Annotated in this window: 18 protein-coding genes; 2 read left to right on the top strand and 16 right to left on the bottom strand. The window is 43.9% G+C overall.

Features of this window, described 5'->3' with window-relative positions:
- Positions 1-137 precede the first annotated feature (137 nt).
- On the top strand, positions 138-329 hold the full coding sequence (locus ACWF5P_RS03665; protein WP_048681418.1) for a hypothetical protein: 192 nt from the start codon (positions 138-140) through the stop codon (positions 327-329).
- Between the two features lie 128 nt (positions 330-457).
- Positions 458-931: a VOC family protein gene (locus tag ACWF5P_RS03660; protein ID WP_452444605.1), complete on the top strand. Its 474-nt coding sequence runs from the start codon at positions 458-460 to the stop codon at positions 929-931.
- Positions 932-979: 48 nt separating this feature from the next.
- Here the strand turns inward: ACWF5P_RS03660 and ACWF5P_RS03655 are convergent, their stop codons facing one another.
- From ACWF5P_RS03655 to ACWF5P_RS03580, 16 genes are all read right to left on the bottom strand, one after another.
- Entirely contained in the window at positions 980-2,863 is a 1,884-nt protein-coding gene (locus ACWF5P_RS03655; RefSeq protein WP_452444604.1) for a S8 family serine peptidase, read from the bottom strand.
- A gap of 709 nt (positions 2,864-3,572) precedes the next feature.
- Entirely contained in the window at positions 3,573-4,280 is a 708-nt protein-coding gene (locus ACWF5P_RS03650) for an ABC transporter ATP-binding protein (protein ID WP_101222746.1), read from the bottom strand.
- Positions 4,280-5,062, bottom strand: a complete 783-nt coding sequence (locus ACWF5P_RS03645; RefSeq protein ID WP_101222747.1) for an ABC transporter ATP-binding protein — start codon at positions 5,060-5,062, stop codon at positions 4,280-4,282. Before ACWF5P_RS03645 ends, ACWF5P_RS03650 begins: the two co-directional genes overlap by 1 nt.
- Positions 5,034-5,999 (bottom strand): branched-chain amino acid ABC transporter permease, encoded by a 966-nt coding sequence (locus tag ACWF5P_RS03640; RefSeq protein ID WP_101222748.1) that lies wholly within the window; start codon positions 5,997-5,999, stop codon positions 5,034-5,036. Before ACWF5P_RS03640 ends, ACWF5P_RS03645 begins: the two co-directional genes overlap by 29 nt.
- Positions 6,000-6,012: 13 nt before the next feature.
- Positions 6,013-6,891, bottom strand: a complete 879-nt coding sequence (locus tag ACWF5P_RS03635) for a branched-chain amino acid ABC transporter permease (protein ID WP_101222749.1) — start codon at positions 6,889-6,891, stop codon at positions 6,013-6,015.
- A 163-nt stretch (positions 6,892-7,054) separates the two neighbouring features.
- Complete coding sequence (locus ACWF5P_RS03630) at positions 7,055-8,233, bottom strand: ABC transporter substrate-binding protein (RefSeq protein ID WP_402938675.1); 1,179 nt, start codon at positions 8,231-8,233, stop codon at positions 7,055-7,057.
- A gap of 719 nt (positions 8,234-8,952) precedes the next feature.
- Positions 8,953-9,660: an ABC transporter ATP-binding protein gene (locus ACWF5P_RS03625; RefSeq protein ID WP_402938678.1), complete on the bottom strand. Its 708-nt coding sequence runs from the start codon at positions 9,658-9,660 to the stop codon at positions 8,953-8,955.
- Positions 9,660-10,439 (bottom strand): ABC transporter ATP-binding protein, encoded by a 780-nt coding sequence (locus ACWF5P_RS03620; RefSeq protein WP_101222752.1) that lies wholly within the window; start codon positions 10,437-10,439, stop codon positions 9,660-9,662. Before ACWF5P_RS03620 ends, ACWF5P_RS03625 begins: the two co-directional genes overlap by 1 nt.
- Positions 10,414-11,385: a branched-chain amino acid ABC transporter permease gene (locus ACWF5P_RS03615; protein WP_260358219.1), complete on the bottom strand. Its 972-nt coding sequence runs from the start codon at positions 11,383-11,385 to the stop codon at positions 10,414-10,416. The genes ACWF5P_RS03620 and ACWF5P_RS03615 overlap by 26 nt, the downstream gene beginning before the upstream one ends.
- 13 nt (positions 11,386-11,398) lie before the next feature.
- Entirely contained in the window at positions 11,399-12,277 is an 879-nt protein-coding gene (locus ACWF5P_RS03610) for a branched-chain amino acid ABC transporter permease (RefSeq protein ID WP_101222754.1), read from the bottom strand.
- Between the two features lie 76 nt (positions 12,278-12,353).
- The gene (locus ACWF5P_RS03605; RefSeq protein WP_137020398.1) at positions 12,354-13,544 is read right to left on the bottom strand and encodes an ABC transporter substrate-binding protein; all 1,191 of its coding nucleotides are present in this window, start codon (positions 13,542-13,544) and stop codon (positions 12,354-12,356) included.
- 190 nt (positions 13,545-13,734) lie between these two features.
- Positions 13,735-14,496, bottom strand: a complete 762-nt coding sequence (locus ACWF5P_RS03600; protein ID WP_101222756.1) for a tRNA threonylcarbamoyladenosine dehydratase — start codon at positions 14,494-14,496, stop codon at positions 13,735-13,737.
- A 111-nt stretch (positions 14,497-14,607) separates the two neighbouring features.
- Entirely contained in the window at positions 14,608-15,714 is a 1,107-nt protein-coding gene (locus tag ACWF5P_RS03595; protein ID WP_101223482.1) for a M20 family metallopeptidase, read from the bottom strand.
- A gap of 309 nt (positions 15,715-16,023) precedes the next feature.
- On the bottom strand, positions 16,024-16,185 hold the full coding sequence (locus ACWF5P_RS03590) for a hypothetical protein (protein ID WP_452444602.1): 162 nt from the start codon (positions 16,183-16,185) through the stop codon (positions 16,024-16,026).
- A gap of 407 nt (positions 16,186-16,592) precedes the next feature.
- Positions 16,593-17,948 carry an LLM class flavin-dependent oxidoreductase gene (locus tag ACWF5P_RS03585; RefSeq protein WP_452444601.1) on the bottom strand — a complete coding sequence of 452 codons (1,356 nt, stop codon included), beginning with the start codon at positions 17,946-17,948 and terminating at the stop codon, positions 16,593-16,595.
- Between the two features lie 18 nt (positions 17,949-17,966).
- Positions 17,967-18,797, bottom strand: a complete 831-nt coding sequence (locus tag ACWF5P_RS03580; protein WP_434167475.1) for an ABC transporter permease subunit — start codon at positions 18,795-18,797, stop codon at positions 17,967-17,969.
- Between the last annotated feature and the right edge of the window lie 31 nt (positions 18,798-18,828).

Here is an 18,828-nt window from a genome sequence, read left to right as displayed (position 1 = left end):
TATCGCATTTGCATCAACACATTTTTTAACCCCATGTAAACTATGTTATGGTTTTATTTGTTTTAAGTAATGTTATTGTATTTCCAGTTTCCTTCTCTCTTTTTCGTTGTATGATAGAAAAAAAAGGAGTTTTGGGAATGATTATTCTGCAGTATATTGGAAAAGTTTTTTCATTCATGCATAAGGATATACCGGAAACTCATGTTAAATGCCATGTTTGTGCAGGTACAGGTGCCTACGATATTTATACAGATTGTCTTACCTGTAATGCAAAGGGGTTAATAAGTAAAGTTGAGTATAATAGGAGGCTTGAAGAGGGTGAGATTTAATGAATTTCATGAGTCGATATATGTAATCAAAGAAGCAGTATTGGCTATTGCTTCTTTTTTTTTGTCCCAAAACGGTACCGTTTGTCCCTCCCCTTATAAGGGTATTTTAATGATCAGGGGGGATACATATGACAGCAATTACTCATGTTGGATTGGCTGTACCTGATTTGGATGCGGCGATTAAGTGGTATGAGCAGGTGTTGGGATTCAAGTTATTGGCGGGTCCCTATTCGTTTGATGCAAGTGAGGAGAATGAACATAATATGACGAATGATCTTCTTGGTGAGGAAGTTAAAAAAATGCGTAATGCTCATTTGATGGCGGACAATGGAGTGGGGATTGAGCTTTTTGAGTTTGTGGAGCCAAGAATGCCTAAAGGTGAAAGTCGCGGTTATAAGGGCTTTTTTCATATTTGCTTAGTATCGGATGATATCGAAAAGCGGGCTGATGATATTGCTGCTTCTGGCGGAAGAAGGCGGAGCGATATATGGAATACCTGGGAGAACAAGCCCTATTATTTAATCTATTGTGAGGATCCTTTCGGCAATATCATTGAGCTTTACAGCCGAAGCACGGAATTGATGTATGGAAATAAAGATTGATATAAGAACAGCCCCCAATTTATTATTGGGGGCTGTTCTTGTTTTCTATTACCTTTTAACCGTTACTTTTCTTGATTCGCTTACGTTTTTCGCTTTGTCTTTGGCATAAATATATAGGTTCTTTCCGGCTTTTTGCTTGGGAATTCTAACCGAGAATGTACCTTTAGTCGTTGCTGTAGCAGAGCCAATCACTTTTCCTGATGCTTTGATGGACACTGTGGAGTTGGCTTCTGCTTTGCCGGTTACTATTGTCGTTTTTGTAGTTACTGTGTTGACCGTCGGTTTACTTGGTGCTGTTTTGTCTGCAACGGTCACGGTTTTGATCGAGCTTATATTGCCTGCTTTATCGGTTGCTGTAACGGATAGGACTTTTCCGGCTTTTTGTTTTTTTGCCATCGTTACGGTGAAATTCCCTGCGCTGTTCGAATTTGCTTTGCCTAGAACCGTACTGCCAGTTTTGACAGTGACGGAAGATCCAGCCTCCGCTTTGCCGGTTACTTTGACGGTATTGTCACCTACCGTATTTACCGATGGTCTTGCTGGAGCCGTTTTATCTGCCACTTTAAATGAAACGGGTATACTTTTATTTCCCGATTTATCGATGACCCTAGTAGAGATGGTGGTTCCGGCTGTTTGTTTTGCGATAGTCGCTGTAAACGTTTTTTCGCCGTTGATCTTCACTGTGGCGAGTTGTTTATTACCGGTATAAATGGAGACGGTCCCCGTTTTGAAATCGGTAGGGATTTTCCCATTGATCTTGGTGTCCTTATCGGATATTGCTGTCACGGCCGGTTTGGTCAGCGTCTTCATTTCCAGTGCTTTTTTGGCATTGACCCGCCCGTTCCCATAGTAGATGTCTTTCCCTTTTGCACCTAGGTCCACGGCTGAATCATAGAGGCGGTATTCGACCTCCTTTGTGTTGAGTTTGGGCTCATGGGACCAAATCAGTGCCGCTACACCCGCCACCATCGGCGTGGCCATCGATGTTCCGCTCATCCAGCCGTATTTACCATAAGGCAGGGTCGAAAGGATATCATCTCCAGGGGCAGCAATATCGACTGTTGAATGGTAGTTGGAATAACTGGGACGCTTGTCACTTGAGTTAGTGGCAGCAACGGAAATGACGTGGCTGAATGCGGCTGGGTACACACGCTGTACACTTTTCCCCATATCCCCTTCATTCCCGGCAGCCGCGACGATCAGGACGCCTTTTTTATAGGCTTCCTGGACAGCCTTGTTCAAGGCCTCCGAATAACTGGTGTCTCCTAAACTCATATTGATGATGTTTGCCTTTTGCTGAACGGCATAATGTATCGCTTCAATGATATCGGCCGTATCGGCATACTCCCCATCAAAGACATTGATCGGCATTAGTTTAACGTTTGGGGCAACACCCGTTCCGCCTATGCCATTGTTCGCAGAACCGGCAATGATGCCTGCGATATGCGTTCCATGCGCCCCTTTTGGGACGATATGCTTCCGATTGCGTATCGTATCATAGGCATTGACGATCCTCCCTTTTAAATCTTCGTGGTTGCGATCGATGCCATCGTCAATGATGGCCACGATCAATTCCTTCGAGCCCATTGATTTTGTCCACGCAGCACTCGTACCAAGCCTTTTATGATGCCACTGGTCTATGTAGGCTGGATCGTTCGGACTTTCCATCTTCTTGAAAAGATAATTTGGTTCTGCATATTCCACATTCTTCTGTTCTTCAAGTTCCTCGATCAGGTTGTCGGTTGTTTCCCCTTTAGGAACCTCCACCTTTTCTATCAACTCGTTGATCGGCTCATCGTTTTCCTCTTTATACTTGACGATGACGCCATCAGATTGCGGCGTTTCTTCTGCAGAAGCAAAATCTGGCTGGTAGATTGGCAGAATCATAAACAGTAATAATACCGGCAATATGCCCTGAATAAATTTGTGCATACAATCACTCCAAAAAATATGATTAAGAATAGCTTTTGATGCGGTTTGATCATGAACCAATTCTACTATTATTCCTAACTAGATTGTATACCGTCTGATTTGGATTTACTAACCTTTTTATCTAGTTAAATTAACTTATTTGCACAACAAAAAAACCGCTATAAAGCGGCTTCAGCTTGTCGACAAAATGGGGTCTACCTAAATCTTAAAACAAAGCGGTTGACTGTAGGTAATAATTTTACTGTAAAATTTGCACTTTGATTTCCACTCCAGGCACTCGCTTTCCGCGGGCGGTCCGGGAGCCTCCTCGGCGCTTCGCGCCTGTGGGGTCTCCCCTGGACTCGCTTTTCCCGCAGGAGTCTCGTGCCTTCCGTTCCAATCAACTTCGTTTGAAAAATTCAGACAGAAGCCCTTTTGTCTATAAAGGCAGTTCCGATTGGTCTAATCCTAAACTATGATTTTAAAACAAGACTAAATTATTCTTCATGTTTTTTTACCGTAATCCTTAATAGATGGAAGAAATTTGCGACACTCCTGCCGAATTACTGGCTAGCCGAGACACCGCAGCCGCTAGGCGAGGAGGCTTGGCAGGCAGTCGGCGGAAAGGGAGCGGATTTCTGAATCAACTGGTACTTTTTTCAATAAAAAACTGCAGGTAAACTCGCTTTTCCTCGAGTTCGTCTGCAGTTTGTAACCGCTATAAAGCGGTTTAATGTCCGCCTAAATAGGCATTCTTGATTTCTTCGCTTGCGGTCAGTTCCTCTGATTTGCCTGATAGGACAATTCGGCCGGTTTCGACAACATAGGCTCTGTCCGCGATGGATAGTGCTAAGTTGGCATTTTGTTCGACCAGCAGAATCGTTGTACCCGTTTTGTTGATTTCTTCGATGATATTAAAGATTTGCTTCACCAATAATGGCGCAAGTCCCATGGATGGCTCGTCCAATAACAGGAGCCGGGGCTTGGCCATGAGTGCCCTGCCCATTGCGAGCATTTGCTGTTCCCCGCCGGAAAGTGTTCCGGATTGCTGTTTCAGGCGCTCTAGCAAACGCGGGAATAATTCATAGACTTTCTCCATATCCTGCTTGATGCCTGCCTTATCCTTACGTAAATAAGCACCTAGCTGAAGGTTTTCTTCGACGGTCATGTTAGCAAATACCCGCCGGCCTTCAGGGACATGGGAAATGCCCATTTTCACGATGGATTGTGCTGCCTTTCCGCCGATGGATTGCCCTTCGTATACGATCTTCCCTTGTTTTGGTTTTAATAGGCCGGAAATGCTTTTCAGCAGCGTGCTTTTCCCGGCTCCGTTCGCCCCGATCAGGGTTACGATTTCGCCTTCGTTAATAGAAAGCGAGATTCCTTTCAAGGCTTGAATGTTTCCGTAATAGACGTTGATGTCCTCGATTTTTAACATTATGAAACCTCCTCGCCCAGATAGGCCTCGATGACTTTTGGATTGTTACGGATTTCCTCTGGCTTTCCTTGAGCGATCAGTTGTCCGTGATCGAGTACATATATGCGTTCGCAAACACCCATGACGAGCGGCATATCATGTTCTATCAATAATACGGTCAAATCAAATTTCTCACGGATGAGGGCAATCAGGTTCATGAGCTCATGCGTTTCCTGAGGGTTCATCCCCGCAGCTGGTTCATCCAGCAAAAGCAGTTTCGGGTTGGCTGCAAGTGCACGTGCGATTTCCAAACGTCTTTGTTTACCATATGGCAGGTTCTTCGCCTTTTCATCCTTATATTGATCAAGGTTGAAGATCTTCAGGAACTCAATCGCCTTTTCATCCATTTCCTTTTCGCCTTTGAAATGGATCGGCATGCGGAAGATCGAACTTAAGATATTATGTTTCGAAAGCGAATGATAGGCAACTTTTACATTATCGATCACAGATAGTTCACTGAATAAACGAATGTTCTGGAATGTCCGGCTAATACCTTTTTGCGTGATTTTATATGGAGGCAGTTTTCTTAAGTTCTCACCTTCCAAAGAAATCGTGCCCTCCGTCGGGACGTAAACTCCTGTCAGCAAGTTAAAGAAAGTCGTTTTTCCAGCGCCGTTCGGCCCGATCAAGCCAATCAGTTCTCCTGGATATAACTCGACGTTAACATCAGAAACGGCTTTAAGACCCCCGAACTGGATGCCGACCGAATCGACTTTAAGCAGCGGTGTTTTTATTTTTTTCATGGCTGCTTCCTCCTTTACGTTTGAACATGGATGTTATTTCTTTTGTCCCCATTAAGCCTTGTGGACGATAGAGCATCATCACGATAAGCACAAGGCTGTAGATGATCATTCGTGTTTCCGGATAATCCTGCAGGAAAGTCGTGACGACCGTCAATAATATCGCAGCCAATACGGCACCGGAAAGACTTCCAAGTCCGCCAAGCACGACTAGGATCAAAATATCAAATGATTTCAGGAATCCGAAGTTCGATGGCTGGATGATATAGAAGTTATGAGCGTAAAGCCCACCGGCAATACCGGCAAAAAAAGCACCGATCGCAAACGCGACAACTTTGTAATACGTCGTGTTGATTCCCATCGAATCGGCAGCCGTTTCGTCCTCGCGGATCGATATGCAGGCCCTGCCGTGGGTCGAGCTAGTAAAGTTTCGGATGACGATGATTGTTACGATAACGGAAGCGAATACCCACGGCCAAGTGGTCAAATGGGAAACCTGCATGCCGCTCGCCCCGCCGACATAATCGATATTCAACAGCATGATCCGGACGATTTCACCAAAACCAAGGGTTGCAATCGCCAGGTAGTCACCTTTTAAGCGTAAGCTTGGAATTCCGATGATCAAGCCTGCCAGCGCTGACGCCAAACCGCCGACTATCAATGCCGCATAAAATGGCATTTCCAGCTTCATCGTCATAACGGCTGAAGCATAGGCACCGACTGCCAGGAATCCGGCATGTCCGATGGAGAACTGCCCGGTTATCCCGATGATCAAGTGCAGGCTCGCTGCCAGAATGATATTGATCCCGATGAACATGAGCGTATTTTGATAAAAAGGATTTAGCGATCCGCCGCCGATTAACACCTGAACTGCGGCGAAAAAGATCAATGATAGTGAAATCGAGAGCCAAAAACCTTTTGCTCGCTTAATTGTAGTCATTGCTTTGTCTCCCCTATACTTTTTCTTTTTTGTTTTTACCGAATAAGCCTTGTGGCATGAAAATCAAGATAAGAATCAGTACGACGAAGGCTACAGCATCACGCCATAATGAGTAACCGGCGGCACTGACCAAAGCTTCGATGACACCTAGCAATAGGCCACCGACCATCGCGCCAGGAATAATCCCGATCCCTCCAAGAACGGCGGCAACGAATGCCTTCAATCCCGGAAGCACACCCATTAGCGGCTCGATTTTGATATAGTAAATACCGAAAATGACGCCCGCTGCCCCAGCCAATGCGGAACCGATTGCAAAGGTGGCAGAAATCGTGTTATCGACATTTATCCCCATCAGTTTGGCTGCATCCGCGTCAAAGGAAACGGCACGCATCGCTTTTCCTATTTTTGATTTATGAACGATGATTTGAAGGATGATCATTAGAACTACAGCCACTCCAAAAATCAATACCGATTGGCTATTGATGGAAACTCCAAAAATATTGAACTTGTCTGCCGGCAATACATCATTCGGATAAGCTTCCGGCTGTGCACCGCGGACGTAGATGAATCCGTATTCGATTAAAAGGGAAACACCGATGGCAGTGATAAGTGCCGCAATACGTGTTGCGTTACGCAATGGCTTGTACGCGATACGCTCGATCAATACACCAAACAGCGCACAAACCGTCATCGAGATTAATAGGGCGGGCACGAATGACAGATCCAGGACAGTTATCGAGTAAAACCCAACGAATGAGCCGACCATGAATACATCGCCATGTGCGAAGTTTATCAATTTAACAATCCCGTAAACCATCGTATATCCGAGAGCGATAAGGGCATAAATACTTCCTAGTGAAACCCCGTTTATTAACTGTTGTATCAATTCCATGTTCGACTCTCCTTGAAAATCTAATTTTATGATTGGTTGGTCCAGACTCTTTTCATTCCGCTAAGGGGAAGATCAGCGACCTGGCATGCTTGAAAAATGAGAATTCGCCAGCACCTTCTTATTTACGAAGGGCCGGCGAAAGGATTGGAGTTGTTCTCCGAAATTAAGGATTGATTTTCGTGTTGAATACTTGTTTTCCCTCTTTAAACTCAAGGATGGTAGCAGATTTGATTGGATTATGTTTTTCATCCAATGTGAATGTACCCGTTACAAGCTCAAGGTCAGCCGTTTTTTCCAGCGCTTCTTTGATTTTTTCCGAATCCGCTGATCCAGCACGTTTAATCGCGTCTGCAAGGAAGTATCCTGTGTCATATCCTAGAGCGTTAAATGCATCCGGGGATTTATCTTTGTACTTCGCTTTAAATGCAGACACAAAATTCTGAATTTTCTCATCAGGGTCACCTGAAGAATAATGGTTCGTGATGAACGTATTATTTAGAGCTTTTGCACCGGCAATTTCAACTAGCTTAGGAGAATCCCAGCCGTCGCCGCCCATGAAAGGAACGTCAAGTCCAGTTTCACGTGCCTGCTTCACGATAAGACCAGCTTCCTCATAGTAACCAGGAAGGAAAATGAAATCAGGTTTTGCCGATTTCAAACGAGTCAATGTGGAACGGAAATCAGTATCCTTCGCGATGTAAGCTTCCTCAGCAACGATTTTTCCGCCATTTTTTTCGAATTGTTCTTTAAAGGCTGCCGCTAATCCTTTTGAATAATCACTTGCGCTGTCAATATAGATGGCTGCACTTTTCGCTTTGATTTCTTTAGAGGCAAAGTTCGCAGCTACCGTTCCTTGGAATGGATCGATGAAGCTTGTCCTGAAAACGTAATCGTTCAATTTATCCTTGCTGAAAGTGATTTCAGGGCTTGTACCGGAAGGTGAGATGACCGGCACTTTATTATCTTGGGCAATCTGTACTTGTGCAATCGAGTTCGTGCTTGTCGCTGCACCTACGATCGCTGCAACCTGATCTTGTGATGTCAGCTTGATCGCTCCGCTAGTCGCCTCTGACGCTTCTGATTTATTATCGACTTTTATAAGTTTGATTTTTTTACCGTCAATGCCTTCTTTATTTATTTCTGCAGTCGCAAGCTCCAGACCTTCTGCAATCGATTGTCCATATGAAGCAACACCGCCTGATAATTCAAGGTTGACACCGATTTTTATCGTATCTCCATCTCCGCCTGATTTTTCTGATGAACCAGAGCTGGAACAACCGGCTAGCACTCCTGCAGCAAGTGTTAGAGAAAGGAATGCACCTGCTAGTTTTTTCTTTTTCATAAATAATCCCCCCGTTTTGTAATCATCGCTCTGATGCATGAATATTTATTCAAGATGCCTCAGAAAAAGTTGATTAGATGAAATTTTTGAAATTAAATTAATATTTCGAAAAATAGTTTACCGCATAATTTTCATTCCGTCTATATAATAATTGTGAGAAGATTGCGCCAAATAGGATATTTTTCACAGGAAGTGCTATATCATTTTTATCTTTATATATTTTAAATATTGCGAAAACAGGCGTTGTAATCAGAAAAAACTGATAATTTAATTATATTAATATTGCAAATCCCTTATTTACTGCTCAAAAAAATTTATTCATTTCCTTATTTTTTTCATCCTTTTAATTACATTTTTACCAAAATAGAAGTATATTGATAGGGAATTAAACCCAGTTTTCTTGATCTTTTTTAGTCTTAATTCCTATATCAAAATTGAATAATACTATATTGGATGTATAAAATCATGCATGAAGCTCCTCTGCTTTTTTATCTTTCTGTATATTTTGCATAACCCGATCATCAAACAAAAAACCGCCAAACGGCGGTTCATGACTCTAGACAAACTCGATAATATTTGATTTTTGTATAATTCGACCTTTGATATCCACTGCAGGCACTCGCTTCCCGCTGGCGGTCCGAGCCTCCTCGGCGCCCTTTGCGCCTGTTGTCTCCAACGGTTGCACTTTTCCCGCAGGAGTTAATTTATGAAACGGAGGTTCAATGTCCTCCTAAATAGGCCATTTTTATTTCTTCACTTGAAGTGAGTTCCTCGGCATTGCCCGACAGGACGATTCGGCCCGTTTCAACTACATAAGCCCGATCTGCAATCGATAATGCAAGGTTGGCGTTTTGCTCGACCAAAAGGATCGTTGTTCCGGTCTCACTGATTTCCTGGATGATGTTGAATATTTGCTTCACCAGAAGCGGTGCAAGGCCCATCGAAGGTTCATCGAGCAGTAATAACCGTGGTTTGGCCATTAAGGCACGGCCCATTGCAAGCATTTGCTGTTCGCCGCCTGAAAGCGTGCCAGCCTGCTGTTTGATTCTCTCCAGCAGCCTCGGAAATAGCTCGTATACCTTTTCCATATCCTTATGGATGCCATCTTTGTCTTTCCGCAAATAAGCCCCTAGCTCCAGGTTTTCGGCTACCGTCATGTTGGCAAAGACACGTCGTCCTTCAGGTACATGGGATATGCCCATTTTCACGATGGACTGTGCAGCTTTTCCTCCAATCGGCTCGCCTTCGAACAGAACTTTTCCTTGCTTTGGTTTTAACAGACCGGATATCGTTTTGAGCAGCGTGCTTTTTCCCGCTCCGTTCGCCCCGATCAAGGTCACGATCTCGCCCTCGTTTATCTCCATGGAAACCCCTTTTAACGCTTGGATATTGCCATAAAAAACATTGATGTCCTCTATTTTCAGCATCAGGAAACCTCCTCCCCTAGATATGCCTCGATAACCTTAGGATCGTTGCGGATTTGTTCCGGCTTTCCGTGAGCGATAAGCTGTCCATGATCAAGAACGTAAATCCGTTCGCATACCCCCATGACAAGTGACATATCATGCTCGATGAGCAACACGGTAAGGTTGAATTCCTTCCGGATAAAAGCAATGAGATTCATTAATTCTTTCGTTTCGTGCGGGTTCATTCCGGCTGCGGGTTCGTCCAGTAAAAGAAGTTTCGGATTGGCGGCAAGGGCACGCGCGATTTCCAGCCGCCTTTGCTGTCCGTATGGAAGATTCTTCGCTTTTTCATCCTTAAAATGGTCAAGATTGAAAATCCTCAAGAACTCCAGCGCCTTTTCATCCATTTCCTTTTCCCCGGAAAAATGTCCCGGCAGCCGGAATATGGAGCTTGGAATTCCATGATTAGCAAGCGAGTGGTAAGCAACCTTCACGTTATCGATCACGGATAACTCACTGAAGAGGCGAATGTTTTGAAAGGTCCTCGAGATCCCTTTTCGGGTAATTTTATAAGGTGGCTGCTTATTTAGATTTTCCCCGTTCAAGGCAATCGTTCCTTCTGTTGGTACATACACACCCGTCAATAAATTGAAGAAAGTCGTTTTCCCAGCTCCATTCGGCCCGATCAGGCCTACAAGTTCCCCTGGAAATAATTCCACATTCACATCGGACACAGCTTTCAAACCGCCAAAACGGATACCCACCGAATCTACTTTAAGCAACGGTATTGTGGCTTCCATCCTTTGGGCCCCCTTTCGTTTTTTTATTTGTGAACAATGCCGTGATTTCTCTTGTTCCCATTAAACCCTGCGGGCGGAAAATCATCATCAGGATCAGGACAAGGCTGTAGATGATCATTCTCGTCTCCGGATAATCCTGAAGGAATGTCGTCACGATCGTCAGTAAAATTGCGGCCAAAACCGAACCTGAAAGACTTCCAAGACCGCCAAGTACGACGAAAATCAGAATATCGAAGGATTTTAGGAAACCGAAATTCGATGGCTGGATAATATAGAAATTATGGGCATAAAGCGATCCGGCGATTCCGGCAAAAAAGGCTCCGATGACGAAAGCCGCCACTTTATAATAGGTTGTATTGATTCCCATCGCATCAGCGGCCGTTTCATCTTCCCTTACGGATATGCATGCCCGTCCGTGAGTCGAATTGGTGAAATTCCGGATGACTAAGACGGTGATCATCACACAGGCAAAAACCCATGGCCAAGTAGTCAGGTGGGATACCTGCATCCCGCTTGCCCCGCCTACATAATCAATATTCAAAAGGACGATCCGGACGATTTCCCCAAATCCAAGCGTAGCTATCGCCAGGTAATCCCCCTTCAGGCGCAAGCTCGGTACCCCGATCACCATGCCCGCAACAGCTGCTATTACGCCCCCAGCCAATACAGCTATGATGAATGGAAGTTCCAGCTTCATGGTCATGACTGCCGAAGCATAGGCCCCTACCGCTAAAAAACCTGCATGCCCGATCGAGAACTGTCCGGTTATTCCAATGATTAAATGCAGGCTCGTCGCCAGCATGATATTGATGCCGATGAACATGAGCGTGTTGATATAAAATGGGTTGAGCATACCGCTTGAAATGGTATACTGCATGATTCCGAAAAAAATAAGTGCGAGCACGATCGAGAGCCAAAAACCCTTTGAATTCTTTAAAGTAGTCATCGCCATGTCTCCCCTATACTTTTTCTCTTTTATTTTTACCGAACAGACCCTGCGGCAAGAAAATCAAAATCAAGATAAGTACGACGAAAGCCACACCATCGCGCCATAATGAATAACCGGCAGCACTGACCAAAGCCTCGATCACTCCAAGCAGCAGACCGCCGACCATCGCACCAGGAATGATGCCGATGCCGCCCAAGACTGCTGCAACAAATGCTTTAAGGCCAGGTAGGACACCCATCAACGGCTCGATTTTAATATAGTAGATTCCAAAAATGACACCAGCTGCCCCTGCAAGGGCCGAACCTATGGCGAATGTAGCTGAAATCGTATTATTCACATTGATTCCCATCAGCTTAGCCGCTTCGGAATCGAATGAAACGGCACGCATCGCTTTGCCGATTTTGGTTTTATGGACAACGAATTGTAGGATGATCATTAATATGATGGAAACAGATAAGATCAATATCGATTGACTGCTGATGGAGACTCCCAATATATCGAGTTTATCCATCGGAAGGACGTTATTTGGATAGGCTTCCGGCTGGGCGCCCCGGATGTAAATCAGCCCGTTTTCTATCAGAAGGGAAACACCGATGGCCGTTATCAAGGCCGCGATCCGTGTTGCATTACGAAGGGGTTTATAAGCAATGCGTTCAATTAAAACGCCAAAGATGGCACATGAGACCATCGAAATCAATAAAGCTGGGATGAAGGATAAGTCCATTACGGTAATGGCGTAAAACCCTACAAATGAACCGACCATGAATACGTCTCCATGGGCGAAGTTTATGAGCTTGACGATTCCGTATACCATCGTATAACCTAGAGCGATCAAAGCATAAATGCTTCCGAGTGAAATGCCATTTACCAATTGCTGAATCAGTTCCATATTGCACTCTCCCCGTTAAGGTGTTTTTTAAGTGAATATAGAATAGGGGGGACTTGCCCCCTATCCACGTAAGGTATTATGGATTGATTTTTGTTTTGAATGTTTGTTTGCCATCCACATATTCCAAGATGGTCGCCGATTTGATCGGATCATGGTTTTCATCGAGGTTCAGCGTTCCGGAAACTAATTGAAGATCTTTGACATCTTCCAACGCTTGTCTGATTTTTTCGGGAGAAGCATCACCAGATCTCTTGATAGCATCAGCCAGGTAGTAGCCAGTGTCATAGCCAAGTGCTGCAAAGGCATCCGGTGTTTTATTGTATTCCTTTTTGAAGGCTGCAACGAAATCCTGGATTTTTGCATCTTCATCTTCCGGAGAATAGTGATTCGTGATATAGGTATTTTTCAAAGCCTCAGCTCCGGCAATTTCAACGACCTTCGGGGAATCCCAGCCGTCCCCGCCCATGAATGGAAGGTCTATGCCGTCTTCACGAGCCTGTTTTAAGATCAATCCGACTTCCTCATAATAACCAGGAAGGAAAACGAACTCCGGTTTTGCGGATTTGATACGTGTCAATGTAGAGCGGAAATCAGTATCTTTAGTTACATAAGCTTCTTCCGCCACGATTTTACCGCCCTTGGCAGTGAACGCTTCTTTAAAAGCTGCGGCCAATCCCTTGGAATAGTCACTTGCACTATCCACATAGATCGCAGCCGTCTTTGCCCCTATTTCGTCAGTTGCGAAATTGGCTGCCACCGTACCTTGGAATGGATCGATAAAGCACGTCCTGAACACATAATCATTTAATTTTCCAGCTTTGTTGGTGATGTCGGGATTTGTTGCAGTTGGTGTGAGTAGAGGAACTTGATTATCTTGTGCGACCTGAACCTGTGCCAATGTATTAGTGCTTGTCGCAGATCCGACTACAGCCACAACCTTGTCCTGGCTGACCAGCTTGATCGAACCGCTTGTAGCTTCTGCAGCATCTGATTTATTATCAACCTTAACGATTTCCAGTTTTTTACCGTCGATGCCCTCTTTATTAATCTCATCGATGGCCAATTGCAAACCATCGGCAGCCGATTGGCCGAATGATGCCGTGCCTCCGGACAATTCAAGGTTGGCCCCAATTTTGATTGTGTCACCCGAGTTTGATGAACCCCCGCCTGAACTGCTAGTTTTCGAGTCGCCGCCACTACAACCTGCCAGCGCCCCTGCAACCAATGAAAGTGATAGAAACACTCCTGCTAGCTTTTTCTTCTTCATTTGAAACCCCCTTGTTTTGTATGTTCTTTTAAACAAATAGAATATCTGAATAAAAATAATATTCTGAAAACAAGTTTATCTCATTCTTTCGACCCCGTCTATATGATATGGATAAAAAAGTTATTAAAAGGGAATATCTACTATTCGACACAAAAAAACTGACCCTTTATAGAGTCAGTTAACTTTCTTATCAATCGTTTACCCGGCGAACTTCAATGTCTTTTAAAATATCATTGATCACCCAGCTAGCTGCAATCAAGCCCGCTACGGATGGTACGAAAGCATTCGAAGATGGCGGCATTTGCGCTTTACGGATTTTTGCCTCATCATTGCCGACTTCTTTTCGGACATCCTCACGAATGACAATAGGGCTCTCGTCGGAAAAGACAACCGGGATTCCCTTTGTTATGCCCTCTTTACGCAATCTAGTACGAATGACCTTGGCAAGCGGATCGGTATGCGTTTTGGAGATATCAGCAATTTGAAAACGCGTCGGGTCCATCTTATTAGCGGCACCCATGCTTGAAATCACCTTGATATTCCGTTTCAGGCATTCCTTCATCACATGAATCTTATAAATGACCGTATCCGATGCATCAATGACATAGTCCAGGCCATAACTGAAGAATTCCTCAAACGTTTCTTCTGTATAGAACATTTTAAGAGCGATCACTTCGCAGTCGGGATTGATGTCTTGAATGCGGTTTTTCATCAATTCCGCTTTCGGCTGACCGACTGTTGATAATAGAGCATGGATCTGCCTGTTTACATTTGTGATGTCGACATCGTCTTTATCCACAAGAATAATACGGCCTACCCCCGTACGTGCCAAAGCTTCGGCTGAAAAGGAACCAACGCCTCCTACACCCAGGACAGCAACGGTCGTGTTTTTCAGAATATCGATTCCTTCCTTGCCAATTGCCAATTCATTTCGTGAAAACTGATGCAGCATATATATTCAACTCCAATAAATTCTGTTCTTATTTAGCTTCCCAATAAACAATATATCATAAACATCATTTATGACAAGCGAAATATGAGCAGTCTAATCGGAATTAGTGCACTAGGTCATTTTTGATAATTTTTGAAGGACGGTAGCCAAAAGGAGCGTCCTTTCCGTCAGGCTAGGAATTTCCAAATACTCCTCTTCACTATGTGCATTTCCTCCAATGGGCCCGAGTCCATCCACTGTAGCGATTCCCAATTCAGAAGTGATGGAAGCATCCGAGCCTCCACCCGTGGCCGTATCCGTGATTTCGATGCCGATTTCCTTCCCAGCCTGACGGATCGTCTCTAAAAGCAAGTTCGATTTCTCATTCTTTTCCATGGGAGACCGGTCCATTTTTCCGCTTAATGTCGTTTTCGTTCCGGGAATATAGGTTTCTGCACAGATTTTTTTCAGCTGCTTGAGAACGGTGCCTTCCTGCTTTTTTTCCGAAATCCGCACATCGACGAAGGCAGCCGCATGGGAAGCGATCATATTGACAGCGGAGCCTCCTTCAATTTTGCCGACATTAACGCTGATTCCTTTCTTTTGATCATTCAATAGGTGTAAGGCGATGATCTTATGGGCCAATTCTTCAATTGCACTTCGTCCCTTTTCCGGTTCGATCCCCGAATGGGCAGCAACTCCCATAATATCGACTTTAAACTGACCGCAGCCCCTTCTTGCCGTGACAAGCGAACCGTCCGTCCTTGCCGGTTCAAGAATTAACGCAAACTTCTTACCTGCCGCTTTTTCCGAGATGAGTGAAGCGGACGACGGAGACCCGATCTCCTCATCACTATTAAGAATGATTTGGATATGCTTATAGCCTGTCTGCCCCGTCTGTTTCAAGCAATGGATCGCATAAAATAACTCAACCAAGCTAGACTTCATATCCGCCACACCAGGACCGTATGCCCGATTTCCTTTCACCTTAAAAGGACGTTTTTGCGCTGTCCCCTCCGGAAACACCGTATCCATATGGGCAACGATCAAAATATGCGGTTGATTCGCCTCACGATGCTGGATGACCAGCTGATTGCCATAATTCTGTTGCTCAACGGTATTTACAATAAAATCCAGACTTTCAAATTTCGTTTTTAAAATCGAACCAATTTCATCAATACCCTTTTTCGTATGAGAACCACTATCTATATTCACTAGCCGCTCCACTAATTGAAGCATTTCCTTCCTCTTTGCATATAATAAATCTTTCAAAGCCCTCACTACTTTCTATCCTTGGCTGAATATTGCTCAACCTTACTATAATTTACGAATCTATATTGCCGAATGTTACTTAAATGGGAAGATTTGAAGTATATTCGAGGGTTTTTGGGTTTTATTCGTTAGATTGGGGTGTTTACTCGGCTTTTCACCTAGATTAGCTATGAATCATAGGTGTATTTTCAATTCAGTGTATATGCACCAGGAACGTTTAGAAAAACGAATGGGTATCTCCTGTTTTTTGTGCCTTTTTTATAATAACTAATGTAGTCAGTCAAAACTTAGATTAAATCGACATTCCTTGATATTTCCTTTCGAGTCATTCTGTCTGTTCCTTCCGTTAAGATGGATCACTTCCTTAAACCCTTCCTGCTCTAGCTTTTTGGTGATGTTAACGAGTTTATCTCCACCAACAACTAACAATGATTGCATATCCTAACTCCCCTCCTTTAAATAGAAAAGACTTTAAACTCTTAGGCTTAAAAACTCCTAAGGGTTAAAGTCATTAAACCTGCCACTGACAATAAAAAAGTTTACGCGTCCCAAAACAATTTCCAAGATAGCCGCACAAAGGAGCGATGTTTCCCGTCGCCAGGGTGAACCCTGTCATGAGCCATTGCACTGTAGTCAAATCCGTATCGAAAATATCCCGGAAACAGGTAATGAGGCATTCAAGGAAACTGCTTGATAATTTGAAATAAAAGAAGCGATTACTAATGCCGTCAAAATAAAAGAGTTCTTCCGAGACTCTTGGGCTAATCCTTTTATGATTTTCTTTTCCATTCAAGAAAACCTATAGAAACAGACAAGAACTAGGTTCATGTCTGCTCCTGCATCCGTTATATCATTTCCTTTACTTTAGCGATCAGAGTGTTCTTTGGTCGTTCCAATCCTAAATTCTCCCTTAAAGTGCTACCTGTGTACTCTGTACGGAACAATCCGCGTTGTTGTAGCACAGGAATGACTTGGTCGACGAAATCATCCAGGCCGCCTGGTAAATAAGGAGGCATTATATTGAATCCATCTGCTGCCCCATTTTCAAACCATTCCTGCATTTGATCTGCAATTTGCTCGGGCGTACCCTTTATTTCTCTATGTCCGCGGGCACCAGCTATCTTTTGATACAGTTTGCGAATCGTCAACCCTTCGCGATCAGCAAGGTCCTTCAATAACTTGAAACGACTTTTCCCGCCGTTAACCTGATCCAATTCGGGTAGATCCGGCAACGGCCCATCCACTGGGTAGCCTGATAAATCAACACTTATCATACCAGACAAAAGGGCAATTCCCGCATCCTTTGGAATAAGCTCCTCTAGCAGTGCTTTATTTTTTTCCGCTTCTTCTTCAGTTCTGCCGATGACCGGGAATACGCCAGGCATGATTTTTAACTCATCTGGAGTTCGTCCGTATTTCGCCATTCTTCCTTTAACATCGGAATAAAATTCTTGAGCTTCTTCAAGTGTTTGCCAAGCTGTGAAAATTACCTCTGCAGTGCGTGCCGCAAGCTCCTTCCCGTTTTCGGAAGAACCAGCCTGGATGACAACAGGATGGCCTTGCACAGGGCGGGAAACATTTAGTGGTCCTTCAACGGAAAACCATTCTCCTTTATGATTAATCGAATGTATTTTGGAAGAATCAGCGAATTGGGCCGATTCTTTATCAAAAACTAGAGCTTCATCCTCCCAACTATCCCAAAGTTTCGTGACAACATCGACAAATTCTTCAGCACGTTCATAGCGCTTTGAATGCAGTAAGTGGTGATCTTGGTTAAAGTTGCGCGCCTCTGCTTCCGTATTAGATGTCACCACATTCCAAGCCGCGCGACCATCGCTCAGATGATCAAGAGATGCAAACTTACGAGCCACATTAAATGGCTCATTATAGGTAGTCGATACCGTCCCTGCAAGTCCGACATGCTTTGTGACGGAAGAAAGTGCGGATAACAGCGTGAATGGTTCAAAAAGAGTATTCACCGTTTGCCCTACTACCTTTTGATTTTTGGCTCTTACTGCATAACCATCCGCAAGAAAAACCATATCAAACTTCCCACGTTCAGCGGTTTGAGCCAGCCTTTTTATAAAATCAAAAGTCATCACATGATGGGCTTCTGCTTCGGGATGTCGCCAAGCTGCAACATGATGTCCCGGTATCATGAAAAATGCGCCTAATTTCATTTCACGTTTATTAATAGTCATCCTAATTCCTTCTTTCTTTTATTTTTCGTTTGGATTAGTCTTCCAGCTTGAGAATTTTCTCTCTAATGACACTAAAAGATAATTTAGTATAAAACCGAGCAGAGAAATGGTAATAATACCAGCATACATTTGAGGGATTTGGAAATTCATCTGAGCATAATTAATTAAATAGCCTAACCCTTCCTTGGCCCCAACCATTTCGGCTGCAATTAAAACAAGAATGGATGCTGTGCCTGCCATACGTATTCCTGTAAAAATAGTCGGGATTGATGCAGGCAAAATGACTTTATAAAACAACTTGTAGGATGGTAATCCCATTGATTTGGCTGATTTAATGAGTAACGGATCGACATTTCGAACAGCGTTAATCGTATTCAATAGAATCGGAAAAGTACAAGCAAATAAGACAATTGTAACTTTGGATGTTTCCCCAATACCAAGCAGCAAAATAAAGACAGGCAATAGAGCTAATGCAGCTGTATTACGGAACAACTCTAACACCGGATTTAACAGTTCATTGGCTAACGGATACCATCCAATGATTAGACCCAAAGGGATCGCAATGAGTATGGCCAATCCAAATCCAAAAAACGAACGGCGAATACTTGCTTGAAAGTGGGCATATAAGTCACCTGAAATCACTAAGCCCCACCAACCTTCCGCCACTTTTGAAAAAGGTGGAAAGAAAGTAGAATCAACTAAGCCTATTCGGGGAGCTACCTCCCATAGCACAAGTAAAAGAAAAATGGCTGCAGTTTGTTTCACAAACTTTCGAGTCAAGTTAAAAGAAAAACGAATTCGTTGCGATGCATGAAAGGGAGCCGTTAATGATTTATTAAAACTAGTCAATTTTTTCACCTCTTCTATAAAATGACAACTT

Source organism: Peribacillus sp. NPDC055009 (assembly GCF_053608705.1).
Note: the sequence above shows the minus strand (reverse complement) of the source record. Positions and strands in the feature narration are given on the sequence as shown.

What these genes read in the sequence shown, in the direction of transcription:
- ACWF5P_RS03645 (WP_101222747.1), bottom strand. Translation starts at nt 5,062, where the DNA reads ATGAAAAAAATAAAAACACCGCTGCTTAAAGTCGATTCGGTCGGCATC.
- ACWF5P_RS03585 (WP_452444601.1), bottom strand. Translation starts at nt 17,948, where the DNA reads ATGACTATTAATAAACGTGAAATGAAATTAGGCGCATTTTTCATGATA.
- ACWF5P_RS03590 (WP_452444602.1), bottom strand. Translation starts at nt 16,185, where the DNA reads ATGCAATCATTGTTAGTTGTTGGTGGAGATAAACTCGTTAACATCACC.
- ACWF5P_RS03595 (WP_101223482.1), bottom strand. Translation starts at nt 15,714, where the DNA reads ATGCTTCAATTAGTGGAGCGGCTAGTGAATATAGATAGTGGTTCTCAT.
- ACWF5P_RS03615 (WP_260358219.1), bottom strand. Translation starts at nt 11,385, where the DNA reads ATGACTACTTTAAAGAATTCAAAGGGTTTTTGGCTCTCGATCGTGCTC.
- ACWF5P_RS03605 (WP_137020398.1), bottom strand. Translation starts at nt 13,544, where the DNA reads ATGAAGAAGAAAAAGCTAGCAGGAGTGTTTCTATCACTTTCATTGGTT.
- ACWF5P_RS03655 (WP_452444604.1), bottom strand. Translation starts at nt 2,863, where the DNA reads ATGCACAAATTTATTCAGGGCATATTGCCGGTATTATTACTGTTTATG.
- ACWF5P_RS03650 (WP_101222746.1), bottom strand. Translation starts at nt 4,280, where the DNA reads ATGTTAAAAATCGAGGACATCAACGTCTATTACGGAAACATTCAAGCC.
- ACWF5P_RS03625 (WP_402938678.1), bottom strand. Translation starts at nt 9,660, where the DNA reads ATGCTGAAAATAGAGGACATCAATGTTTTTTATGGCAATATCCAAGCG.
- ACWF5P_RS03660 (WP_452444605.1), top strand. Translation starts at nt 458, where the DNA reads ATGACAGCAATTACTCATGTTGGATTGGCTGTACCTGATTTGGATGCG.
- ACWF5P_RS03640 (WP_101222748.1), bottom strand. Translation starts at nt 5,999, where the DNA reads ATGACTACAATTAAGCGAGCAAAAGGTTTTTGGCTCTCGATTTCACTA.
- ACWF5P_RS03665 (WP_048681418.1), top strand. Translation starts at nt 138, where the DNA reads ATGATTATTCTGCAGTATATTGGAAAAGTTTTTTCATTCATGCATAAG.
- ACWF5P_RS03600 (WP_101222756.1), bottom strand. Translation starts at nt 14,496, where the DNA reads ATGCTGCATCAGTTTTCACGAAATGAATTGGCAATTGGCAAGGAAGGA.
- ACWF5P_RS03620 (WP_101222752.1), bottom strand. Translation starts at nt 10,439, where the DNA reads ATGGAAGCCACAATACCGTTGCTTAAAGTAGATTCGGTGGGTATCCGT.
- ACWF5P_RS03630 (WP_402938675.1), bottom strand. Translation starts at nt 8,233, where the DNA reads ATGAAAAAGAAAAAACTAGCAGGTGCATTCCTTTCTCTAACACTTGCT.
- ACWF5P_RS03635 (WP_101222749.1), bottom strand. Translation starts at nt 6,891, where the DNA reads ATGGAATTGATACAACAGTTAATAAACGGGGTTTCACTAGGAAGTATT.
- ACWF5P_RS03610 (WP_101222754.1), bottom strand. Translation starts at nt 12,277, where the DNA reads ATGGAACTGATTCAGCAATTGGTAAATGGCATTTCACTCGGAAGCATT.